General features: G+C 66.2%; 16 protein-coding genes. 14 read left to right on the top strand and 2 right to left on the bottom strand.

Going from position 1 to position 18,491, the window contains the following annotated elements; genetic code table 11:
• Positions 1 to 15 precede the first annotated feature (15 nt).
• From meaB to VGM20_11665, 11 genes are all read left to right on the top strand, one after another.
• Positions 16 to 1,044: a methylmalonyl Co-A mutase-associated GTPase MeaB gene (gene meaB, locus VGM20_11715; protein HEY4101529.1), complete on the top strand. Its 1,029-nt coding sequence runs from the start codon at positions 16 to 18 to the stop codon at positions 1,042 to 1,044.
• Entirely contained in the window at positions 1,041 to 2,732 is a 1,692-nt protein-coding gene (locus tag VGM20_11710; GenBank protein ID HEY4101528.1) for a methylmalonyl-CoA mutase family protein, read from the top strand. The genes meaB and VGM20_11710 overlap by 4 nt, the downstream gene beginning before the upstream one ends.
• Positions 2,733 to 2,750: 18 nt before the next feature.
• Positions 2,751 to 3,905 carry a hypothetical protein gene (locus VGM20_11705; GenBank protein HEY4101527.1) on the top strand — a complete coding sequence of 385 codons (1,155 nt, stop codon included), beginning with the start codon at positions 2,751 to 2,753 and terminating at the stop codon, positions 3,903 to 3,905.
• A 16-nt stretch (positions 3,906 to 3,921) separates the two neighbouring features.
• Positions 3,922 to 4,362 (top strand): cobalamin B12-binding domain-containing protein, encoded by a 441-nt coding sequence (locus VGM20_11700; GenBank protein HEY4101526.1) that lies wholly within the window; start codon positions 3,922 to 3,924, stop codon positions 4,360 to 4,362.
• A 5-nt stretch (positions 4,363 to 4,367) separates the two neighbouring features.
• Entirely contained in the window at positions 4,368 to 6,002 is a 1,635-nt protein-coding gene (locus VGM20_11695) for a carboxyl transferase domain-containing protein (GenBank protein ID HEY4101525.1), read from the top strand.
• Positions 5,999 to 8,830 (top strand): S8 family serine peptidase, encoded by a 2,832-nt coding sequence (locus VGM20_11690; protein HEY4101524.1) that lies wholly within the window; start codon positions 5,999 to 6,001, stop codon positions 8,828 to 8,830. Before VGM20_11695 ends, VGM20_11690 begins: the two co-directional genes overlap by 4 nt.
• The gene (locus VGM20_11685) at positions 8,827 to 10,200 is read left to right on the top strand and encodes an acyclic terpene utilization AtuA family protein (protein HEY4101523.1); all 1,374 of its coding nucleotides are present in this window, start codon (positions 8,827 to 8,829) and stop codon (positions 10,198 to 10,200) included. Before VGM20_11690 ends, VGM20_11685 begins: the two co-directional genes overlap by 4 nt.
• On the top strand, positions 10,200 to 10,556 hold the full coding sequence (locus tag VGM20_11680) for a hypothetical protein (GenBank protein HEY4101522.1): 357 nt from the start codon (positions 10,200 to 10,202) through the stop codon (positions 10,554 to 10,556). Before VGM20_11685 ends, VGM20_11680 begins: the two co-directional genes overlap by 1 nt.
• Complete coding sequence (locus VGM20_11675; GenBank protein HEY4101521.1) at positions 10,549 to 11,307, top strand: enoyl-CoA hydratase/isomerase family protein; 759 nt, start codon at positions 10,549 to 10,551, stop codon at positions 11,305 to 11,307. The genes VGM20_11680 and VGM20_11675 overlap by 8 nt, the downstream gene beginning before the upstream one ends.
• Positions 11,304 to 11,474: a hypothetical protein gene (locus VGM20_11670; protein HEY4101520.1), complete on the top strand. Its 171-nt coding sequence runs from the start codon at positions 11,304 to 11,306 to the stop codon at positions 11,472 to 11,474. Before VGM20_11675 ends, VGM20_11670 begins: the two co-directional genes overlap by 4 nt.
• A gap of 74 nt (positions 11,475 to 11,548) precedes the next feature.
• Positions 11,549 to 12,901, top strand: coding sequence for a RecQ family ATP-dependent DNA helicase (locus tag VGM20_11665; GenBank protein HEY4101519.1), 1,353 nt, complete (start codon positions 11,549 to 11,551; stop codon positions 12,899 to 12,901).
• Between the two features lie 3 nt (positions 12,902 to 12,904).
• Here VGM20_11665 and VGM20_11660 read toward each other — a convergent pair whose 3' ends face one another.
• Positions 12,905 to 14,725 carry an Ig-like domain-containing protein gene (locus VGM20_11660; GenBank protein HEY4101518.1) on the bottom strand — a complete coding sequence of 607 codons (1,821 nt, stop codon included), beginning with the start codon at positions 14,723 to 14,725 and terminating at the stop codon, positions 12,905 to 12,907.
• 566 nt (positions 14,726 to 15,291) lie between these two features.
• On the opposite strand from VGM20_11660, the gene VGM20_11655 reads away from it, so the two are divergent.
• Genes VGM20_11655 through rpmA form a run of 3 tightly spaced genes read left to right on the top strand, consistent with a single transcriptional unit; the run spans position 15,292 to position 17,574 of the window.
• Complete coding sequence (locus VGM20_11655) at positions 15,292 to 16,923, top strand: Rne/Rng family ribonuclease (protein ID HEY4101517.1); 1,632 nt, start codon at positions 15,292 to 15,294, stop codon at positions 16,921 to 16,923.
• 58 nt (positions 16,924 to 16,981) lie between these two features.
• Complete coding sequence (gene rplU / locus VGM20_11650) at positions 16,982 to 17,299, top strand: 50S ribosomal protein L21 (protein HEY4101516.1); 318 nt, start codon at positions 16,982 to 16,984, stop codon at positions 17,297 to 17,299.
• An 8-nt stretch (positions 17,300 to 17,307) separates the two neighbouring features.
• Positions 17,308 to 17,574 (top strand): 50S ribosomal protein L27, encoded by a 267-nt coding sequence (gene rpmA / locus VGM20_11645; protein HEY4101515.1) that lies wholly within the window; start codon positions 17,308 to 17,310, stop codon positions 17,572 to 17,574.
• A 52-nt stretch (positions 17,575 to 17,626) separates the two neighbouring features.
• Here the strand turns inward: rpmA and VGM20_11640 are convergent, their stop codons facing one another.
• A complete protein-coding gene (locus VGM20_11640) occupies positions 17,627 to 18,334 on the bottom strand; it encodes a glycerophosphodiester phosphodiesterase (GenBank protein HEY4101514.1) in 708 nt (235 codons plus the stop codon).
• Between the last annotated feature and the right edge of the window lie 157 nt (positions 18,335 to 18,491).

The raw sequence follows: 18,491 nt of genomic DNA, 5'->3' as shown, positions 1-18,491 counted from the left end.
GTGCTAGCTTCCGGCATGCGCGATGAGACGTTGCTGGCGGCGCTGCTGGAGGGAAAAGTTGCGGCGCTGGCTCGCGCGGTCTCGATCGTCGAGAACGGCCGCAGCGGTTTTGAGGGATTGCTCGCTGGATTGCACCCGAGGTTGGGCCGGGCGCGGCGGATCGGGCTCACCGGGCCGCCGGGTGCCGGTAAATCGACGCTCATCGAACGATTGGTCGGGGCGTTCCGCGCCGACGGTCTGCGCGTCGGTGTGGTCGCGGTCGATCCAACCTCTCCGTTCACGGGCGGCGCCTTGCTGGGCGACAGGATTCGCATGGAGCGAGTCGCGCTCGATCCCGGCGTCTACATCCGTTCCATGGCGACGCGTGGTTCTCTCGGCGGCCTGGCGACCGCCACGCGCGAGGTATGCGACGTGCTCGACGCCGCCGGCTTTGATCGCATCATCGTCGAGACGGTCGGTGTCGGGCAATCCGAACTCGACGTGACACGGATGGCGGACCAGACGATCCTCGTCCTTGTGCCGGAGTCGGGCGACGGCATCCAGACATTGAAATCGGGCGTGATCGAAGCCGCCGACCTGTTCGTCATCAACAAGGGAGATCGCCCCGGTGCGGAAAAGCTTCGGCGCGAACTCGAACTCGCGCTCGACCTCAGGATGGGCCGCGCCTCGCGGAACGTGCCGGCGCATCATGGCGCGATGAAGGGCGTGAAATCGGCACCGGTGGTCGATGACGCACGCTGGCGTCCCACGGTCCGGATCAGCACCGCGGTCGCCGGCGACGGGATCACGGAGATCGTCGCCGGGCTCGATGAGCACTGGCAATGGCTGGAGGAGAGTGGCACGCTCGAGCAGCGTCGCAGGGCGCGGGTCGCTCAGCGCACGCGTGACGTGGTGGAACGGGCGATGCGGCGCTGGGTCTGGCACGAGTCGCACGCCGACGAGATGATCACGGCTCGCCTCGACGATCTCGCTGCGGGGCGCGTCAGCCCGTATGAACTTGCCGGTGACATCGTCGCCGGCCTCAAGGAAGGTGCCCGGGTATGACGAGCACGGCACATGATCCGCTGCTCGAACGGCTCGCGGAACAGGAAGAAGAGCTGTTGCGCCTGCGGAACGAGCTCGCGGCGTGGAAGGCGCGGGCGGCGGCGATGCCGCACCGCGACGACAGCGACTTCACCACCATCTCCGGGCGCGCGCTCGAGCCCGTCTATACTCCGCTCGACGTCGGCACGATCGAGCCGCTTCCCGGCGCCTTCCCGTACACTCGCGGCATCCATCCGACCATGTATCGGGGACGGCTCTGGACGATGCGGCAGTTCGCCGGTTTCGGCACCGCCGAGGACACCAATCGCCGTTACAAGTATCTGCTGGAGCGCGGCCAGACCGGGTTGTCGGTGGCGTTCGACTTCCCGACGCTGATGGGCTACGACTCCGACCATCCGCGCTCGGAGGGTGAAGTCGGCAAGTGCGGCGTCGCGATTTCGTCGCTCGCCGACATGGAGACGCTGTTCGACGGGATTCCGCTCGACCAGGTCTCGGTGTCGATGACGATCAACGGCCCCGCGGCAATCCTCTTCTGTTTCTTTGTCGCGGCGGCGGAGCGGCAGGGTGTGCCGATCGCGAAACTGCAGGGGACGATCCAGAACGACATCCTCAAGGAATTCGTCGCGCAGCACGCATGGATCTATCCGGTCGAGCCGTCGCTCAAGATCATCGTCGATCTGTTCGAATGGACCAGCGCGCACACGCCGAACTGGAACTCGATCTCCATCTCCGGCTACCACATCCGCGAAGCGGGCGCGACGGCGGCGCAGGAACTCGCGTTCACGCTCGCCAACGGATTTACCTACGTCGAGCATGGCATCGCCCGCGGCCTCGATGTCGACCGGTTCGCCCCGCGGCTGTCGTTCTTCTGGGACGTGCACAACGACTTCTTCGAGGAGATCGCCAAGATGCGCGCGGCGCGGCGCATCTGGGCCCGCCACCTGCGCGAGCGTTATGGTGCGCGCGACGAACGGTCGCTCAAGATGCGCTTTCACTGTCAGACCGCCGGTGTGTCGCTCACGGCGCAGCAGCCGATGAACAACGTCGCGCGCGTCGCCTATCAGGCGCTCGCCGCGGTCCTCGGCGGCACGCAGTCACTGCACACCAATGCGCTCGATGAAACGCTGGCGCTGCCGACCGAAGATTCGGTGCGGGTCGCGCTTCGAACCCAGCAGATCCTTGCCTACGAAACCGGCGTGGCCAACGTTGCTGATCCGCTCGGCGGGTCGTACCTGGTGGAAGCGCTCACCGAACGTCTCGAAGCCGACGCCGAAGCGATCTTCGCACAGGTCGACGCGATGGGCGGCACCGTGGCCGCGATCGAGGCGGGCTGGTTCCAGCGGGAGATCGCGCAGTCGGCGGCACGCTTCCAGGCCGAAGTTGAGGCGGGGCGGCGCACGGTCGTCGGGCTCAACAGTTTCGTGGAAGAGCAGGAGGCGGAGATCGAGATCCTCCGCATCGACGACAGCGCGGAGCGGCAACAGCGCGCACGCATGGCTGCGATGCGGCAGCAGCGCGACGGAGCGAACGTGGCGGCCGCGCTGCTCGCCCTCGAGGAGGCGGCCCGCGGAGATCGGAACGTGATCCCCGCCATGCTCGATTGTGCACGGGTGTATTGTACGCTGTACGAAATCCGGCACGTGCTCCAGGAAGTCTGGGGCGCCTATCGTGAGCCGGTGTTCTTCTAGATCCCGGGAGGAAACATCATGGCAACGACCCGGCAGGTGCTCGACAGGACTGACGTGCTGCACATGAAGCCCGGAACCGATCCGGTCGTCTCATGCTACCTCAAGCTCGAGCCGCGCGACCGCGTTCGTCGAAAATATCTGACCAAGGCGAGAAACCGCGCCAAGGAACTTGAATACGCGCTGCCATCGATGGGCTGGGACCGGCAGCGGCAGGACGCGATCCGCTCCGATCTGTCGCGCGTCATCGATCACCTGCGCGACGATGCTCATCTCCCCGACGCACAGGGGGTGGCGATCTTCGCCTCGGCGCCGCTTGATCTCTTCGAGGTCCGGGCGCTGCCGCGGGTGCATCGGTCTCGCCTCGCGGTGGATCGCACGCCGCTGGTGCGCGAACTGGCGGCGAGCGAGGCGGAGTTCGGCCGGATCTTCACCGTCACGCTCGATCGGACGACGGCACTGATCTGGGAAGTCACCGCGTATGACGCCCGTGTGGTGCACAAGGTGGTGTCGGACGTGACCCGCGGCGGCCGCTACCACTCGGCGGCGGCGCGTGGCGATGCCACCGGCGAACATTCCTTCCACAACCGGATTCGCGACGAGAAACGGCGCCATCTCGAACGCGTGGCGCGCGCCCTGTTCGATCTCGATCGCAAGTCGCCGGGACACCAGATCGTCATCGCGGCGCCGGGGACGGAAGCGGCGGCGCTCGAGCCGTACCTGCACAACTACCTCGCCGATCGGTTGATCGGTTACGCGCGCGTCGCGCCGAAGGATGCGACGCCACCAGTGGTGCAGCGAATCACCGCGGAGGTGCGCGCCGAATTCGCGCGGACATCCGAAGCGCGCCATATCGAGGAACTTGCCGAAGGGCTCGGCACAGGCTGGGCGGTGAACGGCGTCCGTCCGACGCTGCAGGCGCTGTCGCAGGGCCAGGTGCGCCTCCTGCTCGTCCGCGGCGATGCCATGCTTCCGGGTTTCCGTTCGATGAAGACCGGCCGGCTGTCGACGCTGGCGCGCGACCTGCGCGACGACGGCCAGGTCATGCCCACCGTCGACATCATCGACGACGCGATCGAGGAAGCGTTGCGCCAGCGCGTGGCGCTCGACGTGATCTATGACCCGGCGGCGGGCGAGGCGGTGGACGGCCTCGCCGGATTGCTGCGATTCAAGTGATGGCACGGAGCGTGGAATGATGATGATGGCAGTGGCACACGATGAGCCGATGACACGTCCGATCCGGGTCCTGGTGGCCAAACCGGGACTCGACGGACACGACCGGGGCGCAAAGGTCGTCGCCGCAGCGATGCGCGACGCCGGGATGGAGGTCATCTACACCGGCCTCCACCAGACCCCCGAAATGATCGCGTCGGCGGCGGTGCAGGAAGATGTCGATGTCGTCGGACTGTCGATTCTTTCCGGCGCGCACATGACCCTGTTCCCTCGGGTGCACCAGCTGCTGATCGAGCACGGGCGCGGCGACGTGCTGGTGACAGGCGGCGGTATCATTCCGGCCGAAGACGCCGCCGCACTGCAACAACAGGGGATCGGTCGGCTCTTTGGCCCCGGCACGCCGACAACCGATCTCATTGCGTACGTCCAGGACTGGGCGCGCGCCAACCTCCACGACTGAGCCCCATGGCATTGAAGGACTCGCCGTCGCGGGGCTCGCGCCTGCGCGTCCTGACCGATGAATATCTCGTCCTGGCGGCTCGCCTCCGCGAGGGGGGAGGCGCTGCCAGAATAGAGAAGATGCACGCCAAGGGTCAACTGGCCCCGCGCGAACGGGTCGACCGTCTGCGCGACCCCGGGACACCGTGGCTGGAAGTGGGCCTGCTGATCGCCTATGACCGCTACAACGGCGACGCGCCGGCTGCCGGCGTCATCACCGGTGTCGGTGTCGTCGCCGGGCGCGACGTCGTGATCGTCGCCAACGACGCCACGGTGAAGGCCGGGTCGTGGTGGCCCGAGACGATCACGAAAATCCTGCGCGCGCAGGAGATCGCGATGCGGCAGCGGATTCCGATCATCTATCTCGTCGATTCAGCGGGCGTCAACCTGCCATATCAGGGTGGGGTGTTTCCGGGGCAGTACGGCGCGGCGCGCATCTTCTACTACAACTCCCTGATGCGCCGATACCTCCACGTCCCGCAGATTGCCGCGGTGATGGGGAGCTGTATTGCCGGTGGTGCGTATCTCCCCGCGCTCTCCGACGTGATCTTCATGGTTGATGGAACGTCGTTCATGGGACTCGGCGGACCGAATCTCGTGAAAGGAGCGACCGGCCAGACGGTGGACGCGGAATCCCTTGGCGGCGCACGAACCCACACGGCGGTGAGCGGTGTCGCGCATTATCGTGCAGCCGACGATGCCGACTGCCTGCAGCGGCTCCGCGACTACATTGCGCGGCTCCCGGCCCCGGTGGCGCCGGCGTCGTCGCTCGCCGAGTCGCACGGGCCGCGGTCCGACAGCCGAGCCCTGTACGACGTACTGCCGCACGACCATCGGTTGTCCTACGACATGCGGCATCTCCTCGATGGCATCCTCGACTGCGGCGAACTCATCGAATTCCAGCCGGATCGTGCCGGTGAGATGCTGTGCGGGCATGGGCGAATTGCAGGGCGCACGGTCGCTGTCATTGCCAATCAACGAGGATTGATCAAGGGTGCGCCCGGCGAGAAGCCGCGATTCGGCGGCATCGTCTACGCCGAAAGCGCGGAGAAGGTCGCCTACTTCATCGAGACCGCCAATCGTGAGCGGATTCCGCTCCTGTTCGTCCAGGATGTGAGCGGATTCATGGTCGGTCCGGAGGCTGAGCACGAGGGGATCATCCGGGCGGGGGCCCAATTCGTGGAAGCGATGGCGACTGCCACCGTGCCGAAGCTGGTCTTGACCGTGAATCACGCGTCCGGTGCCGGCTACTACGCGATGGCGGGGCAGGGGTTCGATCCGGACTTCCTCCTCAGCTGGCCTTCGGGCCGGATGGCGGTGATGGAAGGTGAGGCGGCGATCGCCGCCGCACACGGTACGGCGATCGACAAGGCGCGCCAGGCGCACCAACCGCTCGATCCCGCGACGCAACAATCGGTGGAATCGATGCGCGAGGATTACGAAACGCAGCTCGATGCGCGCTACGCCGCGGCGCGCGGCTTTGTCGATGCGATCGTGTCTCCCGAGGAAACGCGGGACCAGCTCGCCTTTCTCCTGCGTGTCACCAGTTACAACCGGGGATCGCACCTCGGGCCGTTTGTGCTGCCGGAGACGGTGTCGTGATCGGACGCGCAACCGCAGCTCTCCTGATCTTCGGCGTGGTGGCCGGTGCGCCGCCTGCGTCGGCGCGCATGAGTCACGATCGCGTCGCGGGATCGTGGCACACCGGCGGTGCCCGGCTGCGGGCCGCTGTCTTTTCCGATACTACCCATCGTCTGGTGGCCCCCGCCGACGCGTTTCGCGCCGGCCTCATCGCGCTTCACTCCGCCGGCGTCGACCGGTTTGCCGCGGCGCACCCCGCCTTCGACGGACGCGGGGTCCTGGTCGCCATCCTCGACAGCGGCATCGATCCGGCGATTCCGGGGCTGCAGTTCACCAGCGACAGCGCGACGAAACTCCTCGACCTGCGGGATTTCTCTGACGAAGGACGCATCGATCTTCGACCGGTCGCGCGCCGCGGCGACACCCTCCTCGTCGGCACGCAACGGCTCCTCGGCGCCTCGCGTGTGGCCGCGGCAGCAACCGGCGCCGCGGTATGGGGCGGGATGCTCGATGAAACCGCGCTGGGGCAGGCGCCCGCAGCGGACGCCAACGGCAATCATCATGTCGGCGACTCCCTCGCGATCGTGGTGGTCAATACGCAGTCCGGGTGGGCGATGTTCGCCGACACGCAGGGCGACGGCACGCTCGCCGATGACCGGCCGATCCATGATTTCGCCGTGGCGCATGAATCCTTCGGATGGGCGAGGCCGGGCGAGGCGGCGACGGTCGACTTTGCGGCCAACTTCACCGGGGACGCGAGCGCCCCGCAGCTCGATCTCGTCTTTGACACGTTCGGCCACGGTACCCACGTCGCCGGAATCGCCGCGGGGCACGATATCTACGGCGTCGCCGGCTTCGACGGCGTTGCGCCGGGAGCACGGCTGATCGGCCTCAAGATTTCCAACGATTCGCACGGCGCAGTGACTGTCACGGGGTCGATGCTTCGCGCTCTCGACTACGCGATCCGGTTTGCCAGCCAGCGCCAGATGCCGCTGGTCGTCAATCTGTCGTTTGGCGTCGGCAACGAAATCGACGGTACCGCGCGGATTGACGCGCTGGTCGATTCGGTGTTGCTCGCCCATCCCGATGTCGTGATGACGGTCGCGGCGGGAAACGACGGTCCCGGGCTGAGCACCATCGGATTTCCCGGGAGTGCATCGCGGGTGATCTCGGTCGGCGCCACACTGCCGCTGGTGTTCACCGGCGCGAGTCCGGTCGGTGAGGCGGTTGAACCGGTGGCGCCGTTTTCGAGCCGGGGCGCGGAGATCGCCGGACCGGACATCGTCGTCCCCGGCGCCGCATACTCGACCATTCCCAACTACGACATCGGCAACGAAGAGGAGACCGGCACGAGCATGGCGGCGCCCTATGCCGCCGGGCTCGCGGCGCGCCTGGTGTCGGGACTGCACCCAGCCGGGCGCGCGGTGCCGGCACGGGTCATTCGACAGGCGCTGCGATCGGCGGGGAAGATGCTGCCGTCGGGTTCGATCGTGGACGAAGGGATGGGCGTGCCGGATCTCACCGCGGCGTGGGATTGGCTCGCCCACGCGCATGAGATGCCCGATGTCGCCGTCGACGTTGGCACGGCACGTGGACGTGGCGCCGTGTTCCTCACCGCCGATCCGGCCAGTGCGCGCACACTCAGCGCGCACGTCGTGGTGCGGCGCCTCGATGGCACGGCGCCATTCGTCTTGCGGCTGCATCCCACGATGCCGTGGATCCAGGTTCCCGAGGTGATCGCGACGACCACGGGGCGCGGCGAATTCATCGTGACGGTCGCGCCGAGCCCTGGGCCCGCGCCCGCAGTGCGTACCGGGGCCATCGAGGTCGACGGCCCGGACGAGTCGGCGGGACCGCTCGCCGTCATTCCGGTGACCGTGCGCACGCCGCTCAAACTCGCCGGTGCGCGGAGCCAGGTGACACTCTCAATCGGTGCCGGCGGCGTCGGGCGGACCTTCTTTGAGGCCGATACCGGTCGTGGATTCCAGGTGGAAGTCGCGATGGCGGATCCCTCGGTGCACGGCACCGCCTCGCTGCACGAACCCGGCGGAATGCCTTTCCGCGACGGAGCCACCATTGCCGCAGGAGCGGGAACAGCAGCGGGATTGTTTGATGTCGGCGCCAGCGACGTCGCCGGCGGGCTGTATGAAGTCGACGCCCTGGCACCGCCAACCGTACCGGCGATCGCCACGGTCGCTGTTCGCCCAGCGCCACTCCGGCTCGGCGCAAACATGGTGCGCGATACGCTCCACGTGACGGCGCGCAACCTCGTGTCTACGCCGCTGTCGGTGCGACTGCGCGCTGGGCTGATCGGTGCGGAACGGCGGATCGCAGTGCAGCGCACCGTCGGCGGCGATGTGCGCATCGGGCTTCCGATACCGAAATGGGCGACACATCTGGTGATCGACGCCGACATGCCGCGCGACCAATGGTCGCGCTTCACGGACTTCGGCCTGACGGTCCTCGATCGTCGCGGCCGCGAGATCGATGTCTCGCCGATCAACTACGCTGTCAGCCGCGCGACGATCGATCTCCCTGACAGCGTCGGGCACGACTCGCTGACCGTCCTCCTATCACCGGCGTTCGCCGAGCCGAATCCTGTGCCGTGGACCATCAGGCTCGTGGTGAAGTACTACGTCGACACCCCGTATTCCCTCGACGGCGGTGGCTCCGCGTACCGGACCCTCGCTGCAGGCGAGACGCACGAAGAGCGCTTTGTTCCGGGGGCGATACCGATTCCGATTCCCGATGACTTTCAACCGCTGATCACGGTCGTCTCGCTCGAGGGACCGGAAAATATCTGGACCCGCGAGCTATCCATCGCGCGCGGGGACGGCAAGTCACCATGAGCGGCCCGGACGTGGTGCGCGTTGCCGCAGGGCAGGGATTCTGGGGCGACTGGCTTGAAGCGCCGGTTCGCCAGGTGACTGGCGGGCCGATCGACTATCTCGTGCTCGATTATCTCGCCGAAGTCACGATGTCGATTCTGCAGAAGCAGCGAAGCCGCGATCCCGCCGCCGGATATGCCCGCGACTTCGTGACGCAGATGGAGCGGATTCTCCCCGAGATCGCGAGCAAGGGGATCCGGGTCGTCTCGAACGCCGGCGGCGTCAATCCGCGCGGATGCGCCACGGCGCTCCGCGCCGTGGTCGATCGGCTCGGTCTCGGCAACTCGATCCGGATCGCGCTCGTCACCGGCGATGACATTCTCGATCGCATCGACGAACTGCTCGCCGGCGGTCAATCGCTCGCCAACATGGATACCGGACGGCCGCTCAGCGACATTCGCGGCGACATCCGTTCCGCCAACGCGTATCTCGGCGCGGCACCGGTCGTGGAAGCGCTCCAGCGTGGCGCCAATGTCGTCATCACCGGCCGCGTCACCGACACCGGCTTGACCCTCGGCCCGCTGATGCACGAGTTCGGCTGGCAGTTCGATGACTGGGACCGCATCGCCGCGGGAACGATCGCGGGACACATCCTCGAATGCGGTGCGCAAAGCTCGGGCGGTAATCTCCTCAGCGATTGGCGCCGCGTGCGCCGACTGGAAGATGTGGGATTTCCGATCGCAGACGCGCGCGCCGATGGCACGTTCATCGTCACCAAGCATCCCGGTACCGGTGGCATTGTGAATGTCGCCTCCGTGACCGAGCAATTGGTCTACGAAATGGGCGACCCCAAGGACTACATCACGCCGGACGGGATCGCGGACTTCACCAGCATCCGTTTGCGCCAGCGCCGTCGCGACCGGGTCGAGGTGTCCGGCATCACCGGAGCGCCGCGCACCGGTATGCTCAAGGTGTCGATCGCCTGGTTCTACGGGTATAAGGCGGTCGGAACGCTGGTGTACGCGTGGCCCGAGGCGGTCGACAAGGCACGCGCTGCCGACGCGATTCTTCGCAAGCGATTGAAGGCGCTGGGGCTCGAGTTCGATCAGGTGCTGACCGAGCTGGTCGGCGTGGATGCCACGCATGGCGCGTTGGCCGGGCCGGCAGATCCCGAGCTCCCGGAAGTGACGCTCCGTGTGGGTGTACGGGGGCGCGACCGCGCGGCGGTGGAACGGTTCACTCGCGAGATCGCCCCGCTGGTCCTCACCGGGCCGCCGTCAGTGACCGGTTTCGCCGGCGGCCGCCCACAGGTCGAGGAGATCGTGGCCTACTGGCCCGCGCTGGTGCCGCGTGAATTGATCGAACCGTTCGTGAAAGTCGAGTTGCTCTGATGGCGACGACGTCGATGGCGCTGCGCTACCTCGCACACGCGCGGTCGGGTGACAAGGGCGACACCGCCAACGTCGGCCTCATTGCGATCGACCCCGAGCTCTATCCGATCCTGCGCGACGAGGTCACGGTGAAGCGCGTCGCACGGCACTTCCGCGGCATGGTGAGCGGTGTGGAGCGATTCGAATTGCCGAATCTCAATGCCCTGAACTTCCTGCTGCACGGCGCCCTCGATGGCGGCGGGACGATGTCGCTCAAGACCGATGCGCAGGGGAAGGTGTTCTCCACTGCGCTGCTCCGCATGGAAATCCCGGTGCCACGAAAGATCGCCCGTCGATACCGGCCCAATCATGACTGACCACGTCCTCGAATCGCTGGCTGACGGGATTCTCACCCTCACGCTCAATCGCCCCGAGAAGCGCAACGCACTCGACTGCGCCTCGCTCGATCGATTGGCGCACGGAATCGCCCGGGCCGAGCTCGAACCAGCGATTCGCGTCGTCGTGATTCGTGGTGCCGGCCGGGATTTCTGTGCGGGAGCGGACCTCAACGAACTGCTGGCATCGGTTGACCGGAGCGCCGACGAGAACGAGCGCGACGCATTGGCGCTCGGCGAACTCTTCCTTGCCTTTCGACGCCTCCCCAAGCCTGTCGTCGCCGTGGTCACCGGACGGGCGTTGGCCGGTGGTGCGGGCCTCGCGACGGCGTGCGATATCGTGCTCGCAGCCGAAAGTGCCTCGTTCGGGTACCCGGAGATCGAGCGCGGATTTGTCCCGGCGATGGTGATGACCGTGCTTCGGCGCGCTGTCGGCGAAAAGCGCGCTTTCGATCTTGTGGCGACCGGTCGCGTCGTCAGCGCGCCAGAGGCGATGCAGATCGGGCTGGTGAGCCGGGTGGTTGGCGACGCGGAGATCGAGTCGGTCGCGCGCGCCCTTGCTGCGGCACTCGCGAAGCAGAGCGCCACGGCGTTCGCCCTGACCAAGCAACTCTTTGTCGAATTGGACGACCGGAATTTCAGCGACGGAATCTTCCTCGGCGCGCGGGTCAACGCCATTGCCCGCGGAACCGAGGACTTCCGGCGCTCGGTGGCCGGGTTCCTGTCGCGATGAGCCGGGTGCGACTGGCGGCGGCGTTTGCCGGTGTGGCGCTCGCAGTGCTGGCGATTGCGCGTGACGATCGACGAATCGCATGGGCGGCGATCGCGGTCCTTGCGATCGCAGTCGCACTCCGGATCGTGGCCCGCGCCCGGCGCGCTCCGAACGAAGAACAGCGGTAACAGTCCGCGCTGATCCGATCCGCTCTGCGTGATCGGGCACCTTGGCCCGGCTCGCCGGGTGATTCATTGCCGGCATGTCCTCGCCGCTTTCGATCGCCCGCCAACTGCTGCAGCGTTCCTTCGGACATGCCGAATTCCGTCCGCTGCAATCCCGGATCATCCATCATGTGCTGTGTGGCCGCGACGTACTCGCGGTCCTCCCCACCGGAGGCGGCAAGTCGCTCTGCTTCCAGGTTCCAGCGCTAGCTGCCAATCAGCTGACTGTCGTGGTATCACCGTTGATCGCGTTGATGCAGGATCAGGTCGCGGCACTCACACTGCGGCAGGTCCCCGCGGCGGCGATCAACAGTACCCAGGACGCCGCCACGCAGGCCGCCATTATCGCCGACGCCCTCGCCGGTCGTATCCGCCTCCTCTACTTGTCGCCTGAACGACTGACGCGGTTCGCCGACGAGTACACCGGTCGTGGAGGCCGGGTGGCACGGCTCGCTGTGGATGAAGCGCACTGCATCGTGGAATGGGGCCACGACTTTCGGCCCAGCTACCGCGGCATCGCGCGCGCGCGAACCGCCCTCGGCGATCCGCCGTGCATCGCGCTCACCGGGAGCGCCACGCCCGCCGTCCGGCGCGAAATCCGGCGGGCGCTCGGCTTTCGTGACGATCACCGGGAGATTGTCGGATCATTCGACCGACCCAACCTGCGGTTCGACGTGATCCAGGTCTCCGGTCGCGACGAACGCGCCAGTCGCATGGTCCGGCTGGTTCGCGCGACCGACGGGGCGTGCATCGTCTACGCTCCGACCCGCGGAATCGTGGAGGGCATCACGCGGACGCTGATCGAACACGGCGTGGATGCAGCACCATATCACGCCGGAATGAGTCCGGCGGAGCGAAGCGGTGTGCTCGAGCGGTTCATCGCCGATCGCGCCAGCGTGGTCGTAGCCACGTGCGCGTTCGGAATGGGAATCGACAAGGCCGCGGTCAGGTTGGTCGTGCATTGGAGCATGCCGGCGACGCCCGAGTCGTACTATCAGGAAGCGGGGCGGGCCGGGCGCAATCGTGCCCCGGCGCGCTGTGTCTTGCTCCACCATCCCGGCGATGCCGTCCTTCCCAGGCGCCAGTTGGCAACCACCTTTCCGTCCGAACGACTTCTCGAACAGCTCTGGCGCGACCCGTCGCTTCGGCTGCGGCAACCGGCATCAGTGGTCGCCGCCGCCGACCGACTCTCGGCCGAACTTCGCCCCGACCGCGGGTCAGTCGACTGGCGGCGAATCCGGCGACGGCGCCGCGAAGCAGCCCGCCGGATCGATGTGATGATCAATTACGCCCGGACCCGGAGCTGCCGTCGGCGTCATCTGCTCGGCTGGTTTGGCGAACGGGTCGAGCGGTGCAGCGGTTGCGACCGCTGCACGCCGACCCCGCCGTGATCGCTATTGCCGGATCTTCGACGTTCCGATTGGCGAGACCTTGAACATCGGCCGACTGAGTTGCTCGTTGAGGACAAAACTCTTTCCGCCGCCGCTCCCTTGCGCGAGCAGGTTGCCGACGAAGAGGTCAGCCTTGCTGTAGTCGACCTGGTATCCCAGGTCGGCCATGCTTCCGATGGTGATCTTCGAGAGCGGCATCGGCACGCCCTGCGGGGCGATGAAGCCGGTCATCAACTCGTCCTGGAAAACCGTCTCGCGCCAGTGAGAATCACGTGTTCCCGAACCGCCGGTGTTTTCGACCGGAATCGGTCGGCCCGTGTAACTGAGCGCCGCGCCGAATGCAGGCCACATCGCCAGGGCCTGCGTTCCGGTAAAGATCGGATCCGAGCTGCCCGCACCGCTGATCACGCCGCGATCCGCCCAGATCGTTCCGAATCCGAGTACGTGGGCCATCTCGTGAGTGATCGTCGGCAGCAGCTGATTGGTGGTCACCAGGAACTGCAGGTCCGCCGAATCGAACTGCATGGTGCCGGTTGCCGGTAGGTCCGATCCCGACCGGGTGGCGCATGGCCCCGAAGATCCCAGGATGTTTCCCACGCCGTCGATCGGCGCCACGTCGGCGTAGATCACCACGTCGGTCACGGTCTCGTTGATGGCGGGATGCGGTACCCCGCATGCGCCAGCGGGCAACGCGACCAGGACCGGTTGCAGATGCGCCGTGATAATGCCCATCCACCGTCGCGCGGCGGCTACGAAGGCGTCCCGCACATCGGGTGTGACCGTGGTCAGGAATCGCACATCGATCAGAAACGGCGCCGGGACGCCGGATGCCGTGAACGCGACGGGAAGCGAGCCGAGCTGCGCCGTGGCAGTCACGGTGCTCGAGGTTTGGCCGAGTCGCCAGTCGCCCGGAGCCGCAATCCCGTCAGATCCCGAGATCGCGGTTCCGGCCGTGACCGTTCCATCGCCGCTGGTGACCGTGAATGTCACCGGTACGCCCTGGAGCGGGTGGCCGATCGCGTCGGAAACCAGAACTCGCGGGACGATCGTGACCGGGAACCCGAGGTAGCCAGACTGGTCGACCGGCGTCGTTGCCGTGAGCAGCGGCGCGGCCGTCACCGCCTGCGCGGTAAACGTCACCGATGCACCGCCGCTGATGCGTGCGCGAAGGGTATTGGTGCCCGCCGTAGCTCCGAGAGTCCAGGAGCCGACCGTCGCGACGCCGCTGGCATCGCTGGTTGCGCTCGCACCGGTCACCGACCCGCCACCCTGCGTGACGGTAAAGGTGACGCCAGCGCCGGAAACCGGGTTGCCGTACGAGTCGACGACGAGCACCGCCGGAGCGGGCGTGACCGTGGAGCCGACCTGCGCGAGGTATCCCTGCTGCGAGGATGAGCGAACCGAAACAGCCGATCCCGCGCTTGCGGTCGCCGTGACGACAGCCGAGAGCGCCGGTGCCACGGTCTGCACCAGCAGCGAGTCGAGGCCCGGTGAGGTGCCGAGAATCCACTCACCGACGGTCGCGCGTCCATTGGCGTCGGTGGCCACGGAATCGCCGAAGATCGTTCCAGTTCCGTCGGGAAGAGAAAAACGAACCGTGACGCCCGCCACCGGCGCGCCGTCCGCGTCGCGAACCTCGACTGTCGGTGCGACAGCAACTGAGGTGCCGACGGTTGCCACCTGGTCGCCACCCGCGACGACTGCGATGGTCGATGGAGCGCCGGCGGGAAGCTGTGAATCGCTGCGGCACCCGGCGATCGCGGCCACCGCCAGCGATGGCAACGCGCGCGCGACGCGGCGAACGCATCTCAAAGAGTTGGTCATTGGTCCTTTATTTCGAGGGCAAGGGCCGAGCCGCGAGGCCTGCCCGTGCGTGGTTTTCCTGCGACTTGAGTATCGGGCCGATGTTGAAGGGTACGCACGGTAGGCGCCACCCGGGAACAGCTGTCAAACCGCTTGCCCCGATTCCAGGTTCCGAGGTCGCGGCCACCGCGCCGCAACGCGAGCCCCGTCGTCTTGCTGTAAGTGCCAGTGTTTCATAAGTTTAGACATGCAACCTCGCCCCATTCCATCGTCGATTGCGCGTTGGCGCCCATCCGGCGTGGCCAGGCAGCTGGTTGCAGATCTCGTAGCCTTCTTCGTTCGCTGGACCTTCTGCACCACTGCGCGCATTGCCCCACGGCAAGGCGACGGCTCCCCGTTCACCGGCAGCACCCGCACGCGATCGGACCTGTTCGATGGAATGCCATCGACCGCGTCGTATCGCGATGGTCGCTCCGCGAGGACGTTGGGGCGGTCGTTGGGGACTCGCCCGGTCACGGTCCGGCATCCAATCCTCCCTCCATGCGTGGGCCAGGCGCGATGCCGCTCTGGTCCTCCGAGAGAACCCAGTGAAGCGCGAAATCCTGATCTCCGGTACGTCTCGCGAAACCCGCGTTGCCATTATCGAGGACGATCGACTGGTCGAATTGTTGGTCGACCGGCCCGATCAGAGTCGAACGGTGGGCGACATCTATTACGGTCGCGTCGAAGCGGTTCTGGGCGGGATCCAGGCGGCGTTCGTCGACATCGGACTTGAAAAGAGCGCATATCTGCACGCATCGGACCTTCTCGAACCCGAGGAGGATGATGATCCCGATGACAACGAACCCGATGACGACGCGTCCGATGCCGATGCCGACGCCGAGGTCGAAGGCGCCGCCCAGCCGGCGGCGGCCCCGGCGGGGAAGCGTCGGGGTGATGGTGGCCGGCGCGAGATCGGCGGTCGGCGCGCCGCTCCCGACATTACCGAACGACTCAAGAAGGGAGAGATGCTCCCGGTCCAGGTGACCAAGGAGCCGATCTCCACCAAGGGGTGCCGGGTCACCGCCCAGATTTCGCTCGCCGGACGCTTCCTGGTGTACATGCCGTATGCTACCAAGGTCGGCGTGTCGCGAAAGATCGAAAACCGCGAGCAGCGTGCGAAATTGCGCGAGATGGTCTCGAAGCTCGTGCCGAGCGACGCCGGCGGCGTAATCGTGCGGACGGTGGCTGAGGGGGTCACCGAGGATCATTTCCGGCGCGAGATCCTTTCGCTGATCAACACCTGGAAAAAGATCAAGCGGAAGCAGACCTATCTCCGCCGCGGGCCAGCGCTCCTTCATCGCGAAGCGTCGCTCACCCGATCGCTGGTGCGTGATGTCTTCTCTGCCAAGGTCGATGCGTTGTGGGTCGATTCTCGTGAACTCCATCACGAGATCTGCCAGTATCTCGAGTTGATTGATCCCGAACTGACCGAGCGGGTGCACTTCTACGATGACGGCATCCCGCTCTTCGACCGCTTCAAGATCGAGACCGAGATTCGCGATCTCTTTCAGCAGCGCGTGGAATTGCCGAGCGGCGGATATCTGATCATCCAGCCGACCGAAGCACTGGTGTCGGTCGACGTGAACACCGGCCGCTACACGGGAAAGCGGGATCCGGAGAAGACGATTCTTCGGACCAACATCGAGGCGGCTCGCGAAATCGCCAGGCAAATCCGCCTGCGCGACGTCGGCGGCATCGTCGTCGCCGACTTCATCGACATGGAGACCAAGGCAAATCGGGACCGGGTGCTCCAGGAGCTTCGCACGCACCTCGGCCGCGACCGGGCTCGGACCCGCGCCTACGCCGTCTCCGAACTCGGCCTGATCGAGATGACCCGCCAGCGGGTGCGCCCGTCACTCTGGGCATCGATGACCCGCGAGTGCCCGATCTGCCACGGGACCGGGCGCATCTTTTCGCCGGAGGTGGTCACCCGCCGGCTGGAGCGTGCCATCAAGAGGGCCGGCACCGAGCGGAAGGAACGGCGGATCGCCATCCGGCTGCATCCGGACGTCGCGCTCTACCTGCTCGAAGAGGAGCCAAAGCTGGTCCAGGCGCTCGGACGGCAGGGCGGGATCGAACTCGAACTTCGCGACGACCCCATGCTGCGGCTCGACGAGTTCAGGCTGATGTCCAGGCCGGCGGGGCGGGACGTCACCGAGCTCTATGCCGTAGCCTGACACCCCTTGCACCAAGTGCATGAGGTCCATAGCTTTGCGGGCTATTTTGGAGGATGTGATGTACGCGATCTTCAAGGCGCTCGGGAAACAATGGCGGGCTGAGACGGGGGCAACCCTTCGTCTGCCGCTGATGTCCGAAAAATTGCCCGGCGACACGATCACTTTCGACGAGGTGCTCCTCACCTCGAACGGCGACACGATCACTGCGGGGTCGCCGGTCGTCAAGGGCGCGTCGGTGTCGGTGGAAGTGATCGGACACGGGAAGCACGACAAGATCTACGTCTTCAAATTCAAGCGCCGCAAGAATTATCGGCGGAAGACCGGCCATCGGCAGAAGTTCACCGAAGTCCGGATCACTGGCGTCGCTCTCGGCTGAGGTAATTCATGGCACACAAGAAGGGCGTCGGCTCCAGCCGCAACGGCCGCAACTCGAACCCGCAGTACCTCGGCGTCAAGCACTTTGGCGGCGAGCGCGTCACGGCGGGTAGCATCCTCGTCAAGCAGCGCGGCACGAAGTTCCACGTCGGCCGCAATGTCTTCAAGGCGAAAGATGATTCGCTGCACAGCTACATCGACGGCGTCGTGAAGTTCGAACGCAAGGACCGCGATCGCCTGCGGGTCTCCGTCTATCCGATCGAGGCCGCGAGCTGAGACGCTGCGCACGCCGCACCACCGAGCGCCCCGACCCGGGGCGCTTTTTTATTCACCACGAATGTCGCAGCCGCTCCGGCCAGTCGCCGCACAGTCCGTCGACTCCGAGCCGAGCGAGCGCAGCAGCCTGACCAGCGTCGTTCACCGTCCACGCGATCACCCGGATCCCGACCGCGTGGCACGCCGCGACAAGCGGCTGATCGATCAGATACGCCTCCTGCCACAGCGTGTTGGCACCGGCGTGGACCACCTGGCCCACCGGATCCACCGGATACGACCGGGAGAGAATCCCGAGGGAGAGCGACGAATCGAGGCGGCGGAGTCTGGCGATCATCCGATGGTCGAACGCGTGGATATGGCATCGCCGGCGCGCTGCCGTGATCGTTGCAAGGAGCAACTTGTCTGCGGCAGGCGGCAGATGTTTTGCCTCGATGAAGACGTCGAGGTTGTCCAGGACGGCGAGTGCCTCACGAAGGGTCGGTAGTGCTGATCCGTCGGCCAGGGTCACGGCGCGGACCCTGCCCGAAGGGAGCGATGGGATCGGGTCGCCCGACGCAAGGACGGCATCGTGATAGACCACAATCTCGCCGTCCGCAGTCACCTGGATATCGAGTTCGACGCCGGAGCACGTCGCCACGTGATTCGCCGACGCCGCGATGCGGAAGGCCGCGAGCGAGTTCTCCGGCGCGTGCCCCGAAGCACCACGGTGGCCAATCACCATCGGACCCTTTGTGGAAAGTCCTGCGGACGTCGTGTTCATCAGACCGATTTGATTCAGAAGTCACCTGAGATAGGACAGCCTATTACGTTTGATGGCAACGTGTTCAGCCAACTGCCAGTCGTCAACATTTTGCCGGAATTGATTTTCACATCCTCCCGGCTGGATCGGACCGGATCCAATGATCGCTCAGCTCGAA

This window comes from Gemmatimonadales bacterium, assembly GCA_036500345.1.
Classification (GTDB): domain Bacteria; phylum Gemmatimonadota; class Gemmatimonadetes; order Gemmatimonadales; family GWC2-71-9; genus Palsa-1233.
This window is presented reverse-complemented; position numbering and strand designations above follow the sequence as displayed.

Coding starts and splice junctions, on each gene's coding strand:
- VGM20_11680 (HEY4101522.1), top strand. CDS start 10,200: ATGGCGACGACGTCGATGGCGCTGCGCTACCTCGCACACGCGCGGTCG.
- VGM20_11700 (HEY4101526.1), top strand. CDS start 3,922: ATGATGATGATGGCAGTGGCACACGATGAGCCGATGACACGTCCGATC.
- VGM20_11685 (HEY4101523.1), top strand. CDS start 8,827: ATGAGCGGCCCGGACGTGGTGCGCGTTGCCGCAGGGCAGGGATTCTGG.
- VGM20_11675 (HEY4101521.1), top strand. CDS start 10,549: ATGACTGACCACGTCCTCGAATCGCTGGCTGACGGGATTCTCACCCTC.
- VGM20_11705 (HEY4101527.1), top strand. CDS start 2,751: ATGGCAACGACCCGGCAGGTGCTCGACAGGACTGACGTGCTGCACATG.
- VGM20_11665 (HEY4101519.1), top strand. CDS start 11,549: ATGTCCTCGCCGCTTTCGATCGCCCGCCAACTGCTGCAGCGTTCCTTC.
- VGM20_11640 (HEY4101514.1), bottom strand. CDS start 18,334: ATGAACACGACGTCCGCAGGACTTTCCACAAAGGGTCCGATGGTGATT.
- VGM20_11670 (HEY4101520.1), top strand. CDS start 11,304: ATGAGCCGGGTGCGACTGGCGGCGGCGTTTGCCGGTGTGGCGCTCGCA.
- rpmA (HEY4101515.1), top strand. CDS start 17,308: ATGGCACACAAGAAGGGCGTCGGCTCCAGCCGCAACGGCCGCAACTCG.
- VGM20_11660 (HEY4101518.1), bottom strand. CDS start 14,725: ATGACCAACTCTTTGAGATGCGTTCGCCGCGTCGCGCGCGCGTTGCCA.
- VGM20_11710 (HEY4101528.1), top strand. CDS start 1,041: ATGACGAGCACGGCACATGATCCGCTGCTCGAACGGCTCGCGGAACAG.
- VGM20_11695 (HEY4101525.1), top strand. CDS start 4,368: ATGGCATTGAAGGACTCGCCGTCGCGGGGCTCGCGCCTGCGCGTCCTG.
- rplU (HEY4101516.1), top strand. CDS start 16,982: ATGTACGCGATCTTCAAGGCGCTCGGGAAACAATGGCGGGCTGAGACG.
- meaB (HEY4101529.1), top strand. CDS start 16: ATGCGCGATGAGACGTTGCTGGCGGCGCTGCTGGAGGGAAAAGTTGCG.